A 20,052-nucleotide genomic window follows, 5' to 3' on the forward strand; every position below is an offset into this window, starting at 1 on the left:
TCGCAGTGACTCTAGAGGGTCAATCTGAACACCCAGAGCAGGATCTCCTCGTCGCGCACCCACCAGTCACGTTCGGGTTGACGCTCGAATCCCAGCGAATGGTACAGCGCATGGGCGCGGGTCATATCGGAGCCGCTGGTCAGGCTGACCGCCGTGATCCCGTCGAGCGAACGGGCATGTTCAATGATCGCCTCGACCATCAACCGCCCCACCCCGCCCCGCTGAACCTTTGGGTCCACCGCCAGCATCCGGAACTCCAGCTCACCGGCGACCGCAATGTCGGTATACCGCTGACCCTCGAACGTGATGGCGACCGAGGCCACCACAACCCCGTCGCGCTCGGCCACCCAGATTTCGGCGTGCTCGGCGCGGTGCTCGACGTCGGCCAGCACCCGCATGTACGGATGATCGGGAGCCTCGAAGTACCCGGCCTCAAGGTAGGCGGCGCAAGTGATGCGACGGACGTCGTCGTAATCCGCTGCGGTGACGGGGCGGATCACGAGGTCGGTTGGTGCTGTGGGGGTCATCTGATCCTCATCGGGAAGGCGGACGTATACGACGCCGGAATGCCGCCTTCCAATTCTGCAACACGTCCTAGTCCTTCTCCACCACTTCCCATTCGCCGAAGCGGACGAATCCTGCAGATTCCGCCAGCGCGGCCGACGCCGCGTTGTCCCGCTGGCAGCGGTACTGCGGTTCGTAGCCCAGCTGGAGGGCCATCGAGCTGATAGCGCGCACTGTGCGCCTGGCGTACCCGTGGCCGCGCTCGGCGGGCAGGGTGATGACTCCGAGGTCAGCCAGCCTGGTTTCGCGCCAGGGATACATGCTCGCGGCGGCGACCAGCAGGCCCCCGCGGAAGGTGCCGAACGCGAGCCAGTGATCGAGTTCGACGAACGCTTCGTCCAGGTCCTCGGCGGGTGCCTGCCCCGTGAATCGGGCAAAGGCCTCGTGGTCGTCCGGCGTGAGCTGCCGCGTGCCCCCTGGACTGGGTTCAAGCCGGACTGCTTCGTGATCGGTGGCTGGCAGGTAGAACAGACAGTCTGGACCGTTGAGCCTGATACCGGCGGCGGCGAGCCGCGGAGCCAGATCCTCAACGCGGACCGCCTGGCCGGAGGAGAGGCCGAGGTGCCGGGCCCGTCCGGGTGTGAGAGTGAGCAGACTGGGGCCTTCCGCGACATGCAACACTGTCACCGCGCGGTCCTCAGCCAATGACGGATCGATGACCACCTGGACATTCCCTGCCGTCCCCGGGACCAGGTCCGTCGGGAACCAGTACTGGGTCACTCTCGGAGAAAACACGGGCTCAGGCTCCTGACTGGGTAGTGGATTTTGCGGCCATCTGGATCACTATAACCGCCGCACTGATCGCTACCTGCACCCCGACCAGCCACGGATAGACGGTCCCGATATACAGGGCCAACAGCACCGGCACCATCGCCAGGACTGTCACATCGATACCCCGGAACAACGCCGCAATCTGGGTCCGGGGGACGGGGCCGAAGGGCGTTTCTGCGGCTGGGGCGGTCCAGTCAGTCGCGGGACGGGTGGCGGCCCTGACGGATCCGGCCCCCATTCCGAGGCCCGCCAACGCACCCAGCAGAATCAGGCCGGGCCCACCGGCGCCGACGCCGCTCAGCGCACCGGTCAGAGCCGCCATCCACGCACTCATCGCGACCGCTGGACTCAGGGTCCGGCTGAGCATCACTACCGGGGTGGAGACGGGAAGCAGCAGGTCCAGCTCCGGGACCAGCGCCGTCCGCCGCGCGACGACCCCCATGCCAGCACCGGTGACGCACCCGGCCACCACGATGACCAACAGTTGCACGACGGCGGGTAACGCCACATCAGCGAGCACCAGAGCCAGACAGGCGCCCAGCCACACCAGCGGCACCGCCACCCCTTGCTGCAGCCGGAGGAACGCAACGATGTCGGCGCGCACGATCGCCGCCCGAGGCCCCAACGCGTGGCGGGCGTACAGCTTCGCCCCGCGCGTCGAGGCGGTGTGGCGTGGGCGGGCTGCCAGCGCCCGGCTGAGCTCGTTGACGTCCAGCAGGAACACTGACGCACCCGCATGGCCGGACACGCCTCCCCCGCGCACCAGTTCGGACCCTGCCACCATGCCAACCCTCGGCAGCGAGTAGGCGAGCACCACGACCGCGAGGCCCAGCGCCACCAGCAGCGGCCAGACGGCAGGGCCCAGCGACGGCAACACCGCGAGGGGCAGCAGCACCAGCGCCGGCCAGAGAGGATCGCGCCGGCCGGAACCCGACCGTAGCTGCAACAGTGTTGCCCCACCGACCACGATCACTGCGACCAGCCCGAACGTTCCCGCGGCAAGGAGATTCCCCGAGGGTGTCCGGTCCAGTGCGATGAGCAGGCTGAACGGGAGGTACATGACAGCACTGGCCAACCCCACGCCAGCGATGAGTCGGATGAGCCCCGGCAGAACCATCGGCCGCCGGTCGACCGGCAGCGGTAGCCACCAGGATCCCTCACTGGAGCTCACCGCTGCCGGTCCCAGCCTCCTCGCCAGGGTCAGCAGCCCGTTCAACGCGAGATAGGTCAACAAGATCCACAGAACATCGGCCGGCAGAATCTGCCACTGCTGGTCTGCAAGGCCATCCTGTGCAGGATCCCGTCGGGCAATCTCGTCGCGCAGGGCGAACACAAACGAGCCGGCGATCGCGAGCACGCAGGCCAGGGCCAGGGTGTTCGAGTAGATGTCGATGAACAGGCCGCCGACCGACGTCCGGGCTCTGTTGTACCGCCGGGACGACGTGCGGGTGAAGGCGACGACGGCTCGGGCGGTGGCGAGGGTCCCGTCCCTGTCCTCGCCAGCAGCGGGTCGCAGCCGAAGCGCTTCAGGAGCCGGCAATGACCGCAGCTCCCTGGTCAGGGCCGAGCTGCTCGACGACGTCGTCAATCACCAGGCAAGTCGAGGCGGTCTGCACCAGCAGCCGCGGATCGTGGGTCACCAGCACCACAGCAGCCCCGGCCTCCGCGTGGTCGCTGATCCGCTGCGCGAGCGCATCGCGCATCACCGGGTCGAGTCGCTGTTCGGGTTCGTCGAGGATCAGCAGGGAGGACGGGCGGATCAGGCCGGCGGCCAGAAGCAGCCGCCGCCGCTGCCCGGAGGACAGAGACTCCGGAACGACGTCGGCTCTCTCCTGAAGCCCGAAGAATTCCAGTTCGGCGGTGACCCGTTCATCCGGGGCATCAAGTGAGTGGCCTCGTGCGACGAGCAGCAGATGCTCACGGACGGTAAGGGCCGGAAAGAACAGGTCGTCGTCGAACACGGCTGAGACCTGGCGACGGAACATCACGGCGTCGGGCACCGCTGGCAGACCCTGCACCAGCACGTCGCCAGCCAACGCTGGCTGGCGGCCCGCAAGCGTCCGGACGACAGTCGATTTGCCCACGCCATTGACGCCGACGACGCCGAGAACCTCCCCCGGGTGGACCGTTACCGACACCTCACCGCACACCGGCGCCCTGAAATAGCCAACGAGGAGCCCCGTGGCCTGAAGTACTGCCCCCATCTCAGCCATTCACCTATCGTAATCGGGGTCTTGATAGGCAAGCACGGACTTGCCTATAATGGGGTTCATGGTTGACGTGTTCCGAGCTCTCGACGACGAAACGAGGCGCACCATCCTCGATGAGCTGGCGTCGCGCGACGGACAGACACTGTTCGAGATTTGCTCGATCCTCGCCATGCGCCACGACCTCAGCCTGACCCGCCAAGCCATTTCCCAACACCTGGGTGTCCTTGAATCGGCCGGACTCATTGCGACCGAGCGTCGGGGACGCTCCAAGTTCCACTATTTCAATCCCGCACCACTTGCCGACATTGCCGATCGATGGCCTACAGAGAAGACGACCGAGAGAAGAGGACCGAATGAAAATTGCACTGACCAGCCTGTTCGTTGACGACCAGCGAGCCGCTTTATCCTTCTACACCGACGTCCTTGGCTTTACGAAGGGTCATGACATCCCCCTGGGTGACGATTTCTGGCTGACCGTACGGTCCCCTGACTCCCCCGACGGACCCGAGCTCCTCCTGGAACCGTCCAGCCACCCCGCCGTAAAGCCGTACCGCGATGCGCTGGTGGAGGACGGCATCCCCTTGGCGCAGTTCGCTGTGGTGGACCTCGGGTCCGAGTATGCCCGGCTCACCGAAAAGGGAGTGGTCTTTACCCAGCCACCCACCGACATCGGCATGGCCATCATGGCCGTTTTCGACGACACCTGCGGCAATCTGATCCAGCTCGTCGAAATGAAGCAGCCATGATCACGATGCTGCGGTGGACGCAGCTCCCCCGGTTGCTACGATTTCTCTAGTCGATAGCGCTGATTCGGGAGAGCACTCCCATCCAACACAGGGAAAGGCGTCGTGAGCGAAGCACGCAGGCGGGAACTAGGGGACACTGACGCCCCGGTCGAGGATGAGCTGAAGGAATCGTTCGACAAAACAGTCGAGGAGGGTGCCGAGCGGCTGCACCGCACCTTCCGGAACATCCTTGTCACGGGGGTGTTTGGCGGGTTCGAAATCGGGTTGGGCATCATGGCCTACCTAGCGGTGCTGCACCAGACGGGCGATCACCTGCTCGCTGGCCTTGCATTCAGCGTGGGCCTTGTTGCCCTGTTCCTGGCTCACAGCGAGCTGTTCACCGAGAACTTCCTGATGCCTGTCGCGGCCGTCGTCGCGAAGGAGGGCAGCCTGGCGCAGCTGGCCAAGCTGTGGGGTGGAACCCTCGTGGCGAACCTGATCAGCGGCTGGGCCTTCGTCTGGATTGTCATGCAGGCGTTCCCTGAATGGACCGAAACAGTTGCCGAGAGTGCACACCACTTCATTGATGCGCCGTTCTCCCTGCAGGTGGTCGCGCTGGCCGTCCTGGGTGGCAGCACCATCACTCTGATGAGCCGGATGCAGCAGGGCACATCGAACGACGTCGCCAAGATCGTGGCAACGGTGATCGGCGGATTCCTGTTGGCAGGCCTGCAGCTGTTCCACTCCATCCTGGATTCCCTGCTGATTTTCGCCGCGATACATTCCGGCGCCGACATCAGTTACCTGCAGTGGCTCGGCTGGTTTGGTTATACCCTGGCGTTCAACATGCTCGGCGGGCTCCTCCTCGTAACGCTGCTCCGCCTGGTCCGCACCAAGGAACTGATCGAGAAGCGGCGGGAGGAGGCTCCGGCGGATCCGGACGCTCCGCACAATCGCTGACGACGGCGACCCCCGTCGCGCTCAGGCCCGACGGTAGCCGGTGCCGTCCGGGCGACGGACCAGATGACCATAGTCCACCAGGGCCCGCCGGAGGGTAGGAATGTCCCGGGCCACCGTCGACAGCACCAGGTTGACCTCGCGTTCCGACAGCTCCTGGCCCGCCGGAATGAGCCGCTCGGTCAGGTGCTCGAGGACCGCCCGCCTCTCGGCGGGATTGCGGGGCAGCCCGTCGAGGTGCCCGTTGGCGAAGAAGCGGTCTACTCCCTGGGGCTTATCTCGAGATGCAGCGCCGAGGACCGCCTGGAAAAGGTCTGCATTGACTGTACCGTCGGCTCCGAGCAGCCCGGCGGCCGCCAGTTTGTCCAACTCCTTGGCCGTCGCATCCGCCGGATGTCCCAGCACCGCTGCTGCATAGATTTCGCGCAAACGGGGTGCGGAAAGGGTTGAAAAGACCTTTTGCCAGCTCGCTGTCATTCAGCGGCCCCCGTTGCGCCAGTGGCCAACCTCGCCGCGCGCTCCACAAAGCTGGGTGCCCCTGCAATGGTCACGGCGGCCAGCCGCTCGGCCTCGTCCGGTCCCCCGGCGAGCGCCGAGGTGAGGTGAGGGCGGAGCACGGTGGCGCCCGCCTCCTCCGCGATCAGCGCACCGGCAGCCCAGTCGTGTTCGTTGAGGCCACGTTCGGCGTACCCGTCGAGGGTGCCGTCAGCGACCATGCACAGGTCAAGCGCCGCCGAGCCGAGCCGCCGGACGTCACCGAAGCCGTCCAGCAGTCCACCCAACTCTCCTAGCTGCTGGGTCCGGACAACGGCGTCGTAACTGAAACCGGTACCCAGCAAGGCACCCTTTCGCCCGACGTCGGGCCCGTCGAGGCGGGTTACCCGGCCGTGGTCCCGCAGCCAGGCACCTTGTCCCCGGGCCGCCCAGTACACCCGATCCAGCGCCGGGGCGTGCACCACACCGGCAAGCCACAGTCCGTCGGCGTCCATCGCCGCCACCGAGGTGCAGTAGTAGACGATGTTGCGGATGAAGTTGGTGGTGCCGTCCAGCGGGTCGATCGACCAGCGCACCCGCCCCGCGCCCGAGGCCCGGTCAGGCACAGTGGTTCCCAACCCCTCGCCGGTGATCACATCGTGGGGGCGGGAGCGGGAGATCACATCCCGTACCGCCCGTTCGGCGGCCAGGTCGAACGACGTCACCCAGTCGCTGTCCGAACTCTTGTTCTGCGCCCCGAGGGATTCGACGCTGCGCCGCGCCAACACATCCGCTCCCGCGGAGGCAGCCTGCTTCGCCAGGTGCAGCAGTTCCAGAGCGGACCCGTTCACTCCGGGCCCTCTTCGAGTAGCCGGGTGAACCCGTCCTCGTCCAGCACGGTCAGCCCGAGCGCTTCGGCCTTATCCAGTTTGGTGCCAGCGTTCTCCCCGGCCACGACGAAGTGGGTGTTCTTCGAGACCGATCCAGACGCCTTCCCGCCCCGTTGGATGATCGCCTCTTTCGCTTCATCCCGGCTGTAGCGTTCCAGTGAGCCGGTGACAACGACTGTCACTCCCTCAAGGGTGCGGGGCATGGAGGTGTCGACGTCGTCCTCCATCCGGACCCCCGCGGCAGCCCACGCGTCAATGATCTCCCGGTGCCAGTCCTCGGCGAACCATTCGGTGAGGGCCGCGGCGATGGTGGGGCCGACGCCGTCGACGTTGGCGAGTTCCTCCTCGGACGCCGCGCGGATCCGTTCCATCGACCCGAACGCGGTGGCCAGGGCCCGCGACGCGGTGGGCCCGACATGCCTGACCGAGAGGGCAACCAGGACGCGCCACAGCGGCTGCTGCTTGGCCTTCTCCAGTTCGGTGAAAAGCCGCCGGGTGTTGGCGCTGGGTTCAGACGGTTTCTTGGCGGTGCCCTTGGTGTAGAAGTAGGGCACCAGTTCCTTGCCGAGCACCTCGCCCTTGACCCGCTTGTCCCGGAGGATCCGTACGTCGGCGAGCGCCTCGGGTGTGAGATCGAATAGCTGGGCCTCGGAGGTCAGCGGCGGCTGTTCCGGTTCGGCAGGCTGGGTGAGCGCGATCGCCGCTTCCCACCCGAGCGCTTCGATGTCGAAACCCCCTCGACCGGCGAGGTGGAAGACCCGCTCCCGCAGCTGAGACGGGCAGGACCGGGCGTTGGGGCAGCGAATGTCGACGTCGCCCTCCTTCGCCGGAGCGAGCGGGGTGCCGCAAGATGGGCATTCAGTGGGCATGACGAACTCGCGTTCGGTGCCGTCACGGAGCGCGACGACGGGGCCGACGATTTCCGGGATCACGTCGCCGGCCTTGCGGAGCACCACCATGTCTCCGATCAGGACCCCCTTGGCCTTCACTACGTCCTGATTGTGCAGGGTCGCCATTTCGACGGTGGAGCCGGCCACCTTGACCGGCTCCATCAGCCCGAACGGGGTGACCCGACCGGTGCGGCCGACGTTCACCCGAATATCCAGCAGCCGGGTGTTGACCTCTTCCGGCGGGTATTTGAAGGCCACCGCCCAGCGGGGCACCCGGGAAGTGTGGCCCAGTGCCCGCTGCAGGCCGAAGCCGTCCACCTTCACGACAATGCCGTCGATCTCATGGAACAGGTCGTGCCTGTGGGTGCCGTAGTGCTCAATGAATTCAACTACCGCCGGGGCGTCGTCGAGCACCTTGAAATAGGGCGAGGTGGGTAGGCCCCACTCCTTCAGCAGGCCGTAGGTCTCGGACTGGGACTGGGTGGTGAGGCCTTCGCGGACGCCGATCCCGTGCACGTACATGTCCAGGGGCCGCTCTGCGGTCAGCGCAGGGTCTTTCTGGCGCAGGGACCCCGCTGCGGCGTTGCGGGGGTTGGCGAAGGGCGCCTTACCTGCGGCGACCATCCGCTCGTTGAGCTGGGCGAAGGCGGCCGAGGGGAAGAACACCTCGCCGCGCACCTCCATCTCGGCGGGGTGGCCCGTCCCGGCGAGGACCCTGGGGATCGACTTGATGGTGAGGACGTTGTGGGTGATGTCCTCACCGGTGGCGCCATCGCCGCGGGTCGCCGCCCGCACCAGTTCACCGTTTCGGTACAGCAGGTTGACGGCCAGCCCGTCGATCTTTAGCTCGGTCAACCATTTGATGGTGCTGCCCGGGCTGACCGATTCGACGCTCGCGGCGGCCCGGCTCACCCAGACGTCCAACTCGTCCAGGGAGAAGACGTCCTCCAGGCTGTACATGCGCTGCAGGTGGTCGACGGCGGCAAACGCCGAGGAGGCGTCTCCGCCGACTTCCTGGGTGGGTGAATCGTTGGCGATCAGCTCCGGGTGCAGTGCCTCGATCTTCTCCAACCGCCGGAACAGCTCATCAAACTGCGTGTCGGAGATCGTTGGCGCGTTCTCGTTGTAGTAGGCAAAACGATGCCGGCGCACCTCCTCCGCCAGGGAATCGTATTCCTCCCGCAGGGAATCGACCGGCGTCTGGTCCGGAGTGAGCTCGATACCTGATTTGTCAGTTGTTCTGGCCACAGTCCTATCTTGCCTCAGTCCCCCACCCGATGCGCGTTAGGCCGCTAGGATCCGATCCGAAGGTCCTTCAGCGTGTTCTGAATCAGCTCAACGTCGGTGACCTCGGATTCGGGGACTACCGCCCAGTACACGCCGGCGTCGGCCTTGTTGAGCCGCAATGATTCGGCGGTGTCGGCGTTGTGGCCGGTGTAGAAGAGCCGGAACAGGCGCGTCTCGCCGTCGTAGGATACGGCGGTGATCCGGAAGGGGTGGCCGTTCCAGCGGCAGGTCGAGTTCAGTTCGAATAGCTCGTCGAGTTCCGCGACCGGCACTTCACGCGCCCAGCACCCACGACTAATCCAAATCCTCACCTTGGGGTGTCCGGGTCTGGGTGTGGAGTCTCATGTCTAACGCGAGACCTGCTGTTGCCAGGACCCTAGGTCTTGGGCAGCGGCACGTCAGTCATTTCGGTGCGGAAGCTGGACATCTCCGTCCAGGGAAGGTCGCCGATGACGCCGGCCCTACCAGCCTCAACCACCTCCAGCTGTGGAGCGGAACCGGATTCCAGCAGTTCAATCATGGCTGGAGAATATTCCCCGTGGACGGCAACGGAGCCATCCTCTTTATAAGCGACGATTCCGAACTCGAGTTTCTGCCAAGTTCCGTAGGACTGGAGACTGACGTATCGTTCCACCTCATCCAGGGGGATATGTCGTCGAACGCTCGACCGCCCCGACCCCTTGTTGACGGAACCGGGAATCGGGATCCAGCCGCCGGGCAAGTCACCCTTGAGCCGGTGCTCGATCCACATGTCGGTGCCGATTGAGTAGCCGTTGTAATAACTGCCCTGCCATTTGATGTAGACACCCGAAATGAGGGTGCCATCAGGGCAGGCTATGTACCACTCGAGCACAGGAGGGTCCGGGGGGATGTTTTCGGGGTCCAAAGGGGGCACCATCCACAATCTCGTCACTTCAAGCCTCAGGCAGGGGCAGGTCGACCATCGCGGTGCCGAGGTTGGATATCTCGGACCAGGGCAGAAACCCGGTAACGCCGGCACGACCCGCTTCGGATACTTCGAGCTGGGGAGCGGCCCCGGTCTCCATTAACTGGATCATCTCCGGGGAGTACCCGCCCCTGACGGCCACCATCCCATTGTCGATGTACTGTTCAATGCCGACCTGCTGTCCTCGCCAGGTCCCTAAGGCGTGGATCCGGACGTACCGCTCCACTTCGCTTCTCGGGACCTTTCGCCGAAAGGTCCTTCTCCCTGATGTTTCGTTGTAGGAGCCTGGAATCGCGATCCACTCTGCTGACAAAGCACCCTTGACGCGGTGACGAATCCACAGATCGGTTCCGATCGAGTAACCCTCGTAGAAGTGCCCGTTCCATTGGATGTAGTGACCCGAGACGAGGGTCCCGTCCGGGCAGGCCGTGTACCTTTCACGCACCCGCGGATCCGGTGGAGTGGTTGCGGGGTCTAGCGGAGGCAGCAGCCGCACATCAATCCCCATCTCATTCATCCCTGGCGCTCGAGCCTGTTGCGGCCATCCCGTAAGCCACGACCAGAACTGCGCGTCCCGGTCCGGGTCAGCGGAATCGATGAGGAGTGCAGCGATCGGTCCAGTACCGAGATACGCTGCCCGATCGTTCACCACGCAGAACGCGTTACCTTCCGGATCGGCGAGCACCGTCCATGGAACGCCGATCTGGCCGATGTCGAGATGTCGGGCGCCGAGTCCTAGCAGCCGCTCGACGACGTCCATCTGGCGCTCCGCGCCCAGTAGATCAAAGTGAATCCGGGGCTCCGCCGCTGGCAGCTCGGTCGCTCGCTGGAAGCACAGGTCGAGCGCGGGTCCGCCGCCTGGGGATAGCCGGGTCTCGAAGGTCCCGGCCTCCTCGGAGAGGCGATCGCCGTCGAGCGCTGCCTCCCAGAACCTGCCCAGCCGCTCGGGCTCGACCGCGTCAATCACGATGTTTTCCAGATACATGTCCCACACCCTATCGTCCACCCCAACATTTGGATCGAGGTGGGCGCTAGGTGCGGTCCTCGTCGGCTGGGTCGGGCGGTGGACTGTCGAAGGGCGCCTGCGTCGTGGACAGGTAAGGCGACATATAGCTCCCGGAATAGTGGTCGACTTCGGGAAAGTACCCGAAGGATCCGTGGCCGCCGGATTCGGGGCCTGATCCAGGCGGTTGGCCGTTGCTACCGAGCAGGCTTCTCGTCAGGGTGGCGCCATCCGACATCAGTTCGGTCACCGCGTGCTGCAGGTGGCCGTCGCCGACCGGTACGCCCGCTGCCGCTGCCGTCAGGACCGCACGTCGGACCAGTTCCTTGGTGAAGGATGCGGTTGTTCCTTCAGTCTCCTCAGCGGCCGACACGATAGCGTCGCAGCTGAACGTCCCTTCGGGCGCATACAGCCGGAGCAACCCCGCTCTCTCACGTTCGCTGCGAAGGGGTATTTCGACGGCGAGGTCAACGCGCCCGGGGGGCTTCGCGAGCGCTCGCTCGAGCATGTCCACCCGGTTGGTGGTGAGGACGAAGGTGACGTGGGCGTCGTCGTCGAGCCCGTCCATCTCGTCGAACACTTCGAAGAGCAGCGGCTGCGGGGTGTGCCCGAAGCTCCGGTCCTCGGCGATCAGATCACAGTCCTCCAGGACGACGATGGAGGGTTGCAATATCCGCGCCATTCGGGCCGCCTCACTGACGTGGGCGAGCGTTCCACCCGAGAGGAGGGTCGCGGTTGTCCCCTCGCTGGCGCTGAGCAGGTAGCGGACGGTGTGGGTTTTGCCGGTGCCGGGCGGGCCGTAGAGAAGGATGCCGCGTTTGAGGTGTTGGCCCGCGGCGACCAGGGCATCCCGGTGAGCGGCAATGCCGAGGGCGTGCTCGCTCACTCTGTCCAGCAGGCCCTCGGGAAGGATGATGTTGTCCTCGGTCGGGTGCGGCCGCCGGAGGAAGGTCACGCCGGCTGCACTTGGCCCGAACTCTTCGATGGTGAAGGACAGGATCTGGCCTTGCAGAATACTTTCCTTCTGGACCCGCCGTCTAAACTCGGCGAGAAAATCCCGGGTAGCGGAGCGGTCCGCACAGACGACCTCCAGTACTGCACTCCCCCGCCCATACTGCGGATCGGCCTTGCGCTGCAGGATCGCGATCGCTGCACCCTGGTATTCAAAAAGGTGCAAGCCGAGCGCAACCGTCTGCCGCTGGACATCCGGGCCGACAGGGAGATTCGTGTAGTCGGGCTGCGACAGCGGAAAGCTCGGATACAGCTCGGAGTGTTGCAGCATGTCGCTCGACGTCATGTGATGCCGCTGATCCCCGCCGCCGATACCCACGAGCCACCCCTCGGTACCCGTGAGAGAGGCGAGGACGATGTCCGCATCCACAAAGCGGTGGGGCGACACCTCCTCGACCACGACGGGCAGGCTTGACGGCTCGACGCCGAGGTGCGCGTATCTAGGGGTTCGCGGCCGCGAGGCGACACCGGCTGTGCCTCCTGCAGCAAGTGGACCATCGCACCGAAGTCGCGCATGAAATTTGCTGTCTCTTCCCCATGATTGGAGGCTAGCAGGTGCGCCAAGAGGCCAACCGGCTCTACGTCGCTGGTCCGGTGAGAAACCTGGGCATCGAGTGTGGATACTTCCAGCCACGATGCCCAGGTTGACCCCCTGGGTCTGGTTTGCTCACTGAGACGTCGGTGGGACCACGCTCACTCCTCAACGCTCGTCAGCCCCCCGCCGGAAACCTTCACCCCGGCGTCCTTCGCATCCCGGGCGACGGCGTTTAGCGGCCTCGTGTCTCCGTCGTCAAAAGACCCGGTGTGCCTCCACTGATGTCCACCACGATTACCGAAATGTTGTCTCTGCCGCCCGCGCGAAGCGCTGCCTGCACCAGGGCGTCGGTAGCACCCTGCGGGTGAGCGTGGGAGGTGAGAAGGTCGAAGATCTGTTCGTCGCCCACCTCATTAATCAGGCCGTCGGAACAGACGAGAATCCGGTCGCCCACGGAGGCGGGAAGCAGCCAGAAATCGGCGTCGATGTCGCTCCCGGTGCCCAGCGCGCGAGTCACCACATGACGGCGCGGATGTGTCAATGCTTCTTCGGGGGTGATGCGGCCGAAGTCCACGAGCTCCTGAACCTCGGAATGGTCGACGGTGATCTGTTCCAGCCCGCCCTCGCTGAGACGGTAGGTGCGGGAATCTCCCACATTGAAGACGAGCCAGTACGGGACACCGCCGTCCTGCACCAGCACGGTTCCGCTGAGGGTGGTGCCCGCACGCCCGCCGGTTTCGGCGCGGATCCGCTCATCTGCGGTGACCAGGAGCTCCTGCAGTTCCTCGGGATCAAGTTCGGGCAGGGGCCGCCCCGCGACCCTGCTCTGCATCAGCGTGCGGATGCAGATGCTGCTGGCCACCTCCCCGGCCTCATGACCGCCCATGCCATCGGCGACAGCGAAGAGGGGGTCAACAGCGACCAGCGAATCCTCGTTGTGTTCGCGGCGCAGCCCCAAGTCCGATGCGTACCCGAAGTTCACCGTGAGGTCGAGTCCGGGAGCCGGTGTCTTGTCGGTTGTCATCTGCGCCTGCCACCTAGCTGCCGTGAATGCGATGTGTCACATGGTTACTTGGCTACCCTAGCCGACCCTCATTGACTGCCCTTGCCCATCCTCTGGGAGGGCGCCTTTGCTAGTCGAGGATCAGGCCGGTGCCGGTACCCCGGGCCAGGGTGACCGGGTGCACCTCGCCGAAGCCCCTGATGGTGCGGGCGCTGTGCGGGATCAGGACGAACCGGTCGTTGTCCCGCAGGGTGGCGGCCGTTGACGCATCGATCAGGACGGTCCCGGGTTCGGCCAGCGACGTCAGGCGGGAGGCAAGGTTCACTGTTGGGCCGTAGATGTCACCAAGCCGGGAAAGGATCCTTCCCCACACCAGGGAGACGCGTGCCGAGGGCAGCAGGTCATCTTCGGTGAAGGCCTTCGCCAGGGCCAGCGAAATCTCGGCGCCCGCCTCGGGAGATTCAGCGATGTACAGCACCTCATCGCCGATGGTCTTGACGAGCCGGCCACCGCCCACCGAGATAATCTCGGCGCAGACATTCTCGAACCGCTGCACCAGATGGGCGAGGGTGCGCTCGTTCATCTGCCGGGACAGGCTGGTATAGGACACCAGATCGGCAAAGCCGACGGCTCGGGCCAGGGGCAGCGGGGCGTCGTCCTCATCCCCTACCCGGCCCTCGGCGCTGGCCTGCAGCCCGGATTCGGCGCGCAACGCGAGCCGCTGCACTGCGGCGTTCAGTTGCCGTCGCCAGGCGTAGACCAGGGTTTTTTCGAGCGGCTCGATGAGGTCCGGGAGTTCAGCGACCAGAGCCTTCCTAGCGACCGCGTCGGGGATCTCCCGTTGGGCGGCCATCTCCTCGACCAGCGCTTCGATCTGCCAGACCACCATCCGGTCGGTCATCTGGCCGATGGCGCGGGTGATGGAGATGGCGGCGTTCTCGGAGACCTTGTCGCTGCGGACAAGTTCGATGATGGTGATCAGCGCGTCCTTGTCCTTCTCGGTGAAAGCAACGTCCTCATCGGAAATATTGGGGAAGCCCAGTGCCCGCCATAGTTTCCGGGCGGAGAGCAAGGAGACGCCCGCGCGGGCGGCGACGTCCCGGCGTCGTAGGGTGCGCTCGGCGCCCAGCAGTTCGATCTCCAGGTTCCGGATAGCTTCGCGGGTCAGCTCGGGGTGCGCTGCCAGCTCGTCGTCCGTGGTGGAGGATTCCTGGGGCTGCGGCGTCTGGGTAGGGTCCGGCGTCGACTCGTCCTGGCCCGTGTCGGGCTGTCCGTCGGCAGTCATCGGCTCTCCTCCTGCCCGTGGTCTCTCACCGGGTCAGCTTCCATGTCTACACCATCAAACATGACGGTCAGTGGGAGGTCCCCGATCGCCTCCACCATAAACTCCTTGAACGTGTGCACTTGCGGAACATCCGGGTAGACGACTGTGCGGTCGCGGCCCAGGTCAACGGTCAGGGTTCCGCTGCCGGTCGACCGCTGCAGCAGCGTCTGGCTGGTATCCAACTGGTAGATGCTGGCGAGCGCCAGCTCGTGTTCCCGCCGGGTGGAAAAGCCGTGCCGTTTGATGAACCGCCGGCTGGTCAGGATGTAGCGCATCCCCCACCACCTCATCATGGGCCGCAGGAAGATCCGCAGCAGGATCAGCACCGCCACCGCGAGGACCAGGACCACCAGCAGCGGCACCCAGCCGAGGATCGCCGACGGAAGGCCGTCCCGGCTCAGCAAGCCGAGCCCAAACCCCGACGCCGCCAAGACCACCAACGCACCGATGAAAGGCAGCAGGAGCGCCCGCGGATGGGGCCGGGTCCGCACAATGACATGTTCCCCCGGCCCGAGCTTCATACGCACTGCTGGTCAGCCGCTCACGTCAGGGCACCGGTCGCAGGTGCACGACGTCGCCGGCCGTGACGGTGTGCCGTTCGTCGTCGTAATCCCGGACCAGGAGCGCGCCATGCTCATCCAGGCCCAGGGCCCGCCCGAGCAGTTCGACACCGCCCGGCAGCTCCACCCGGACATCCTGGCCGAGCGTGACCATCCGGTCGCCGACCCGCTGCGCGAGGGTGGTGCCGTCGGCCCAGTCCCGGCGGGCGTCGCCGTCGACGGCCCTGAACGACGCATACAAGTCGGCAAACCGGCGCAGGAACGCACGCAGAAGCACATTGCGGTCGGTGGTGGTCGCGTATTCGAGCAGCAGGCTGGTGGCGGTGGGCACCGGCAGTTCCTGGTCGGTAAGGGACACATTGGCGCCCACCCCGACGATGACAGCAGCGGGCCCCTCGTTGGTGCCGGCGACCAGTTGGGCCAGCACGCCAGCGAGCTTGCGGCCGTCGACGAGGACGTCGTTGGGCCACTTGAGCTGGGGGCTGATCTCGGTGCGCTCCTCGATGCTCTCGGCGAGGGCGAGCGCGGCCAGAAGGGAGAGCCAGGAATAGCTGTGCGTGGGCAACGGACGGCCCTGGGGGTTGTGGGGTCGGAGCAGGATGCTCAGGATCAGCGAGGACCGTTCCGGCGCGATCCACGAGCGCCCCAGCCGGCCACGCCCCGCGCTTTGCTGCTCGGCGGTGAGGACGCTGAGGTCCGGCCAGTCGCTGGCATGGGAGGCTGCGTGGATCGCAAGGTCCGCGTTGGTGGATCCTGTCTCGGCGACCACGTCGAGCCTCCCATAGGGTCCCTTGGGTGCACAGAGGGCGTCCCGGAGCGCCGCTTCATCCAATCCGGGGCGTTCGAGGCTGGAATAGCGGGAAGTCATGCATTGATCTTACCCAGCGTGGCTTTAACCGGGGATGTGCGGTCATTTGCGCAACTGTGGTGGGTTCCCTTAATGGTTTGTGCACCTCTGGTGGGTACTCCGCCCCGCCACCCGCCACAACTGCACACTCGACCGGGCAGATACCGGACACTGAACGATGGACCCGCCAGAGCTACACAAATGGAGGTAACCCCCGTCGACACCGACCGGACCCACCCGCCATAACTGCACACGCGACCCCGGGCTGTGGATAACGATCCCGTGGTGAGGCTGTTTGCGGTCCAATGGAGCCATGACACAGCGCAGGCCGCTCCCTGGACCAATCGACGGGCGCTCTTTCACCACCATCGCCGCGGCGGCCATCGGGGTTCCGCGCAGCCGGACCCGGGCCAACGACCTAAGCCTTCCTAGTAGGGGCATCCGGGTGCCCCGTCAGTCCACCCAGGGAATGCTCGATCGGTGCCGGCCCTACACCGAACTGGCCGCCGGCTCTTTCATCAGCCACACCACCGCGGCGGCCATCCACGGGATGCCGCTGCCCCGCCAGGTTCGCGCCCGCGCGCACCTGGCTGGATCTTGCTGGCTTCCTGGCGCACGAGGACCTCGTTTGCGCCGGCGACTATCTTGTGTGCTCGCACCAGCGCTCCTTCGGTAAGGCGAAGCACGCCATCGTCCAACTCGCCGATCTGGGTCTTTTCCTGGATCACTGCGGCGGGACCCGGGGAATCCCGGCTGCTCGTGCCGCCTTTGCCAGGCTGCGTGTGGGCGTCGATTCACCGCCGGAAACCCTGGTCAGGTTGATGGTTGACGACGGCGGGCTTCCCCGTTTCAACGTCGATTGGCCTGTCCAGGATCCGACGGGCGGCGTTGCCTTCTGGACCGATCTCGCCTGTGAGGAATACCGGGTCTGTATCGAATACGACGGCGCCCACCACCTGACGCCCGAGCAACAGTCAGCCGATGCCCGGCGGGATGCCTGGGCGTCCGAGCTCGGATGGGCGCAGATCAAGCTCAACAAACTCGATCTGCGCCAGGGCAGCGGCTGGGTAGTGGCCAAAGTTGCTGCCGCGCTCCGGCGTCAGGGCTGGTCCCGCTAGAGGAAGATGTCGGGGACCAACCGGTCCTCGGCAGCACCAAGACTGTAGCCGGTGAAGTCGGTGACGCCTTCCTCGCGCAGCACCCCTTCATCGGTGAAGAAGTTGCCCGTGCAGGAGCGGGACGGACGGACCAGGATGGCGTGGGCGGCATCGGCGACGATCTCGGCCTTCCGCGCGCCGTTCACAATCTGCTCCCCGCCGGGCAGGTTCCTGATGGCTGCAGTGTCGATCAGGGTTTGCGGCCAGAGCGAGTTGACGGCGATCCCGTCGGCCCGGAATTCCTCGGCCAGCCCCAGTGTCGTCAGGCTCATGCCGTACTTCGCCATCGTGTAGGCCAGATGGATGCCAGCCCAGCGCGGCTCCAGGTTGAGGGGCGGCGACAGGGTCAGGATGTGCGGGTTGGTTGAGGCCAACAGGGCCTCCAGCGACAGCTTGCTCAGCAGAAAGGTGCCGCGGACGTTGATGTCAGCCATCAGGTCGTAGCGTTTCATGCTGACGTCCCGGGTGCGTGAAAGGTCGATTGCCGAAGCGTTATTGACGACGACGTCGATCCCGCCGAACTCGGCGGTGGCGGCGGCAACCGCCGCGGCGACGTCGTCGTCGTTCCGCACGTCGCCTACCAGCGGCAGCGCGTTCCCCCCGGCAGCGCGGATCTGCGCGGCGGCGGTGAAGACCGTGCCGTCGAGCTTGGGGTGCGGTTCGCCAGTTTTGGCCATCAGGGCGATGTTGGCGCCGTCGCGCGCGGCGCGCAGGGCGATTGCGAGGCCGATCCCGCGGCTGCCGCCGGACATCAGGATGGTGCGACCCGCAAGGGTGGCCGGGCTGGACTGACGGAGGGCGTCATTGCTGGCTGTCATGAAGTAAGAATAGTGGGACGGGTGCCCCCAAAACCTAATTGTTACCCGCCGGTAACATACGGCGGAGGGCTAACTCAGCAGGCAGGAAGTTGTAGGTGTCCTACAGCAGCGCGGCACTAAACCCTCACTAGACTGGGGGAAACGCCGGGCGCTTTGTGGGGAACCTACTTAACCCAGGCAATGGCCCGTTCACCGCCAACCCGGAGACTCAATGCAGACTGGCTCAGTACCTTTGGTCGAGCAGGACCAGACGATCGACCTCACCACCACCGCAGGGAAGCTCGCAGATTTCCGTCGCCGCGAGGGTTTGGCGCAGCAGCCGTCCGGCCCCGAGTCGGTGGCAAAACAGCATGCCCGTGGGAAGAACACGGCCCGCGAACGCATCGACCTGCTCGTTGACCCCGGGTCGTTCGTCGAGTTTGATGCCCTGGCCGTCCACCGCTCGTCGGCCTTCGGCATGGAGGCGAAGAAGCCGCTGGGCGACGGCGTCGTCTCGGGCTATGCAACGGTCGAGGGTCGCCAGATTGCCGTCTACAGCCAGGATTTCTCCGTCTACGGCGGGTCCCTGAGCCAGGTCAACGGCGAGAAGATCGTCAAGGTGCAGGAATTCGCGCTCCGGAATGGGTGCCCGATAGTCGGCATCAACGACGGCGGCGGAGCCCGCATCCAGGAGGGTGTCTCCTCACTGGCGATGTTCGCCGACATCTTCAGGAACAATGTTCATGCCTCGGGGGTCATCCCGCAGATCTCCCTGATCATGGGCCCCTGCGCCGGTGGTGCTGCCTACTCCCCCGCGTTGACCGACTATGTAGTGATGGTGGACAAGACGTCGCACATGTTCATCACCGGACCGGACGTGATCAAGACGGTCACCGGCGAGGACGTCGACATGGAGACACTCGGCGGTGCCCGGCAGCACAACTCCACTACCGGCACCTCCGCCTACCTCGCCTCGGACGAGCGTGATGCCATCGATTTTGTCCGCGAGCTGCTCGACTTCCTTCCCTCCAATAACCTGGCCGAGGCGCCGCTCACCGAATTCGTCGAGGAGCTGGGGCTCACGGATGAGGACCGCGAGCTCGACGCCCTGATCCCCGACTCGGCGAACCAGCCGTACGACATGCGTACGGTGATCTCGACGATCGTCGATGACGGACACTTCCTCGAGATGCAGTCCCTCTACGCTCCCAACGTGATGATCGGCTACGCCCGGGTGGAGGGCCACACGGTGGGCATCGTCGCTAACCAGCCCCTGCAGTTCGCCGGCACCCTCGACATCGCCGCATCCGAGAAGGCAGCCCGTTTTGTGCGCAACTGCGACGCCTTCAACATCCCCATCCTGACCCTCGTGGACGTCCCGGGTTTCCTGCCTGGCAAGGACCAGGAGTTCAACGGCATCATCCGCCGTGGCGCGAAACTGCTGTACGCCTACGCCGAGGCAACAGTTCCCAAGCTGACGGTCATCACCCGGAAGGCCTATGGTGGCGCCTACATCGTGATGGGCTCGAAAAAGCTTGGCGCTGACCTGAACCTGGCGTGGCCCACGGCGCAGATCGGGGTGATGGGTGCCCAGGGTGCGGTGAACATCCTGTACCGCGGGCACCTCAAGGCGGTGGCCGACGCCGGCGGCGACGTCGATGCTGCGCGCGCCGAAGTGATCACCCAATACGAGGAAGAGCTCCTGAACCCTTACCAGGCCGCGCAGCTTGGGTACGTCGATGCGGTGATCGCACCGTCGGACACCCGCCAGCAGATTGTCAGGGGGCTGCGGGCACTCGGCGACAAACGAGCCTCCAATCCGGCCAAGAAGCACGGGAACATCCCGCTGTGACCGTCGTGCAGACCCAGGTTGAGGAATCGACTACCGACCCGTCGGCGCCCCGCGATCCTGCATTGACCGTGGTGCGCGGCACCCCGACGCCCGAGGAACTGGCGGCGTTGACGGCCGTCGTCGTCGCACTGTCAGAGGGTTCAGCTGAACCCGACACCGCGACGCCGCAGCGCACCTGGGCGCGTCGGAACCAGTTGCGGCTCGCGCCGCGGCCGGGCCCCGGGTCCTGGCGGCGTAGCGGCCGCTAGC

At 65.6% G+C, this 20,052-nt stretch carries 22 protein-coding genes; 6 read left to right on the forward strand and 16 right to left on the reverse strand.

Annotation, left to right across the window (positions count from 1 at the left end; translation table 11 throughout):
* Positions 1 to 11 precede the first annotated feature (11 nt).
* The 4 genes from IWX62_RS09485 to IWX62_RS09500 all read right to left on the reverse strand — a co-directional run bounded on the left by IWX62_RS09485 (position 12) and on the right by IWX62_RS09500 (position 3,539).
* Entirely contained in the window at positions 12 to 527 is a 516-nt protein-coding gene (locus IWX62_RS09485) for a GNAT family N-acetyltransferase (RefSeq protein ID WP_196841142.1), read from the reverse strand.
* 67 nt (positions 528 to 594) lie between these two features.
* Positions 595 to 1,284 (reverse strand): GNAT family N-acetyltransferase, encoded by a 690-nt coding sequence (locus tag IWX62_RS09490; protein WP_196841143.1) that lies wholly within the window; start codon positions 1,282 to 1,284, stop codon positions 595 to 597.
* A 19-nt stretch (positions 1,285 to 1,303) separates the two neighbouring features.
* The gene (locus IWX62_RS09495; RefSeq protein ID WP_333483325.1) at positions 1,304 to 2,875 is read right to left on the reverse strand and encodes a DUF6297 family protein; all 1,572 of its coding nucleotides are present in this window, start codon (positions 2,873 to 2,875) and stop codon (positions 1,304 to 1,306) included.
* Positions 2,862 to 3,539: an ATP-binding cassette domain-containing protein gene (locus tag IWX62_RS09500; RefSeq protein ID WP_196841210.1), complete on the reverse strand. Its 678-nt coding sequence runs from the start codon at positions 3,537 to 3,539 to the stop codon at positions 2,862 to 2,864. The genes IWX62_RS09495 and IWX62_RS09500 overlap by 14 nt, the downstream gene beginning before the upstream one ends.
* Positions 3,540 to 3,606: 67 nt before the next feature.
* Between IWX62_RS09500 and IWX62_RS09505 the strand changes: the two genes are divergently transcribed.
* The 3 genes from IWX62_RS09505 to IWX62_RS09515 all read left to right on the forward strand — a co-directional run bounded on the left by IWX62_RS09505 (position 3,607) and on the right by IWX62_RS09515 (position 5,230).
* The gene (locus tag IWX62_RS09505; protein WP_196841144.1) at positions 3,607 to 3,930 is read left to right on the forward strand and encodes an ArsR/SmtB family transcription factor; all 324 of its coding nucleotides are present in this window, start codon (positions 3,607 to 3,609) and stop codon (positions 3,928 to 3,930) included.
* A complete protein-coding gene (locus IWX62_RS09510) occupies positions 3,899 to 4,291 on the forward strand; it encodes a VOC family protein (protein ID WP_196841145.1) in 393 nt (130 codons plus the stop codon). The genes IWX62_RS09505 and IWX62_RS09510 overlap by 32 nt, the downstream gene beginning before the upstream one ends.
* 102 nt (positions 4,292 to 4,393) lie before the next feature.
* On the forward strand, positions 4,394 to 5,230 hold the full coding sequence (locus IWX62_RS09515; RefSeq protein WP_196841146.1) for a formate/nitrite transporter family protein: 837 nt from the start codon (positions 4,394 to 4,396) through the stop codon (positions 5,228 to 5,230).
* 21 nt (positions 5,231 to 5,251) lie between these two features.
* On the opposite strand, the gene IWX62_RS09520 is transcribed toward IWX62_RS09515, so the two are convergent.
* The 11 genes from IWX62_RS09520 to IWX62_RS09570 form a co-directional block, all read right to left on the reverse strand.
* On the reverse strand, positions 5,252 to 5,656 hold the full coding sequence (locus tag IWX62_RS09520) for a DUF2087 domain-containing protein (RefSeq protein ID WP_333483327.1): 405 nt from the start codon (positions 5,654 to 5,656) through the stop codon (positions 5,252 to 5,254).
* A gap of 44 nt (positions 5,657 to 5,700) precedes the next feature.
* Positions 5,701 to 6,552 carry an inositol monophosphatase family protein gene (locus IWX62_RS09525; protein ID WP_196841148.1) on the reverse strand — a complete coding sequence of 284 codons (852 nt, stop codon included), beginning with the start codon at positions 6,550 to 6,552 and terminating at the stop codon, positions 5,701 to 5,703.
* Positions 6,549 to 8,729 carry an NAD-dependent DNA ligase LigA gene (gene ligA / locus IWX62_RS09530; RefSeq protein ID WP_196841149.1) on the reverse strand — a complete coding sequence of 727 codons (2,181 nt, stop codon included), beginning with the start codon at positions 8,727 to 8,729 and terminating at the stop codon, positions 6,549 to 6,551. Before ligA ends, IWX62_RS09525 begins: the two co-directional genes overlap by 4 nt.
* A 44-nt stretch (positions 8,730 to 8,773) precedes the next feature.
* Positions 8,774 to 9,040 (reverse strand): hypothetical protein, encoded by a 267-nt coding sequence (locus tag IWX62_RS09535; RefSeq protein WP_196841150.1) that lies wholly within the window; start codon positions 9,038 to 9,040, stop codon positions 8,774 to 8,776.
* A gap of 104 nt (positions 9,041 to 9,144) precedes the next feature.
* A complete protein-coding gene (locus IWX62_RS09540) occupies positions 9,145 to 9,666 on the reverse strand; it encodes a hypothetical protein (RefSeq protein WP_333483328.1) in 522 nt (173 codons plus the stop codon).
* A gap of 16 nt (positions 9,667 to 9,682) precedes the next feature.
* The gene (locus IWX62_RS09545) at positions 9,683 to 10,699 is read right to left on the reverse strand and encodes a VOC family protein (protein ID WP_196841152.1); all 1,017 of its coding nucleotides are present in this window, start codon (positions 10,697 to 10,699) and stop codon (positions 9,683 to 9,685) included.
* Between the two features lie 46 nt (positions 10,700 to 10,745).
* The gene (locus IWX62_RS09550) at positions 10,746 to 12,128 is read right to left on the reverse strand and encodes an AAA family ATPase (protein ID WP_333483329.1); all 1,383 of its coding nucleotides are present in this window, start codon (positions 12,126 to 12,128) and stop codon (positions 10,746 to 10,748) included.
* Positions 12,129 to 12,495: 367 nt separating this feature from the next.
* The gene (locus IWX62_RS09555) at positions 12,496 to 13,287 is read right to left on the reverse strand and encodes a PP2C family protein-serine/threonine phosphatase (protein WP_196841153.1); all 792 of its coding nucleotides are present in this window, start codon (positions 13,285 to 13,287) and stop codon (positions 12,496 to 12,498) included.
* 109 nt (positions 13,288 to 13,396) lie between these two features.
* Positions 13,397 to 14,551: an adenylate/guanylate cyclase domain-containing protein gene (locus IWX62_RS09560; RefSeq protein WP_196841154.1), complete on the reverse strand. Its 1,155-nt coding sequence runs from the start codon at positions 14,549 to 14,551 to the stop codon at positions 13,397 to 13,399.
* The gene (locus tag IWX62_RS09565) at positions 14,548 to 15,111 is read right to left on the reverse strand and encodes a PH domain-containing protein (RefSeq protein WP_196841155.1); all 564 of its coding nucleotides are present in this window, start codon (positions 15,109 to 15,111) and stop codon (positions 14,548 to 14,550) included. The genes IWX62_RS09560 and IWX62_RS09565 overlap by 4 nt, the downstream gene beginning before the upstream one ends.
* A 25-nt stretch (positions 15,112 to 15,136) precedes the next feature.
* On the reverse strand, positions 15,137 to 16,018 hold the full coding sequence (locus tag IWX62_RS09570) for a biotin--[acetyl-CoA-carboxylase] ligase (RefSeq protein WP_196841156.1): 882 nt from the start codon (positions 16,016 to 16,018) through the stop codon (positions 15,137 to 15,139).
* 626 nt (positions 16,019 to 16,644) lie between these two features.
* Here IWX62_RS09570 and IWX62_RS09575 point away from each other — a divergent pair.
* Complete coding sequence (locus IWX62_RS09575; protein WP_196841157.1) at positions 16,645 to 17,115, forward strand: endonuclease domain-containing protein; 471 nt, start codon at positions 16,645 to 16,647, stop codon at positions 17,113 to 17,115.
* Here IWX62_RS09575 and IWX62_RS09580 read toward each other — a convergent pair.
* Complete coding sequence (locus IWX62_RS09580; RefSeq protein WP_196841158.1) at positions 17,112 to 17,972, reverse strand: SDR family oxidoreductase; 861 nt, start codon at positions 17,970 to 17,972, stop codon at positions 17,112 to 17,114. The two genes, IWX62_RS09575 and IWX62_RS09580, sit on opposite strands and share 4 nt — an antisense overlap.
* Before the next feature lie 211 nt (positions 17,973 to 18,183).
* On the opposite strand from IWX62_RS09580, the gene IWX62_RS09585 reads away from it, so the two are divergent.
* Positions 18,184 to 19,803, forward strand: a complete 1,620-nt coding sequence (locus IWX62_RS09585; protein ID WP_196841159.1) for an acyl-CoA carboxylase subunit beta — start codon at positions 18,184 to 18,186, stop codon at positions 19,801 to 19,803.
* Positions 19,800 to 20,051: an acyl-CoA carboxylase subunit epsilon gene (locus tag IWX62_RS09590; protein ID WP_333483330.1), complete on the forward strand. Its 252-nt coding sequence runs from the start codon at positions 19,800 to 19,802 to the stop codon at positions 20,049 to 20,051. The genes IWX62_RS09585 and IWX62_RS09590 overlap by 4 nt, the downstream gene beginning before the upstream one ends.
* Position 20,052: the final 1 nt, after the last annotated feature.

The sequence above is a fragment of the Arthrobacter sp. CAN_A1 genome (genome assembly GCF_015751665.1).
Taxonomy (GTDB): domain Bacteria; phylum Actinomycetota; class Actinomycetes; order Actinomycetales; family Micrococcaceae; genus Arthrobacter_D.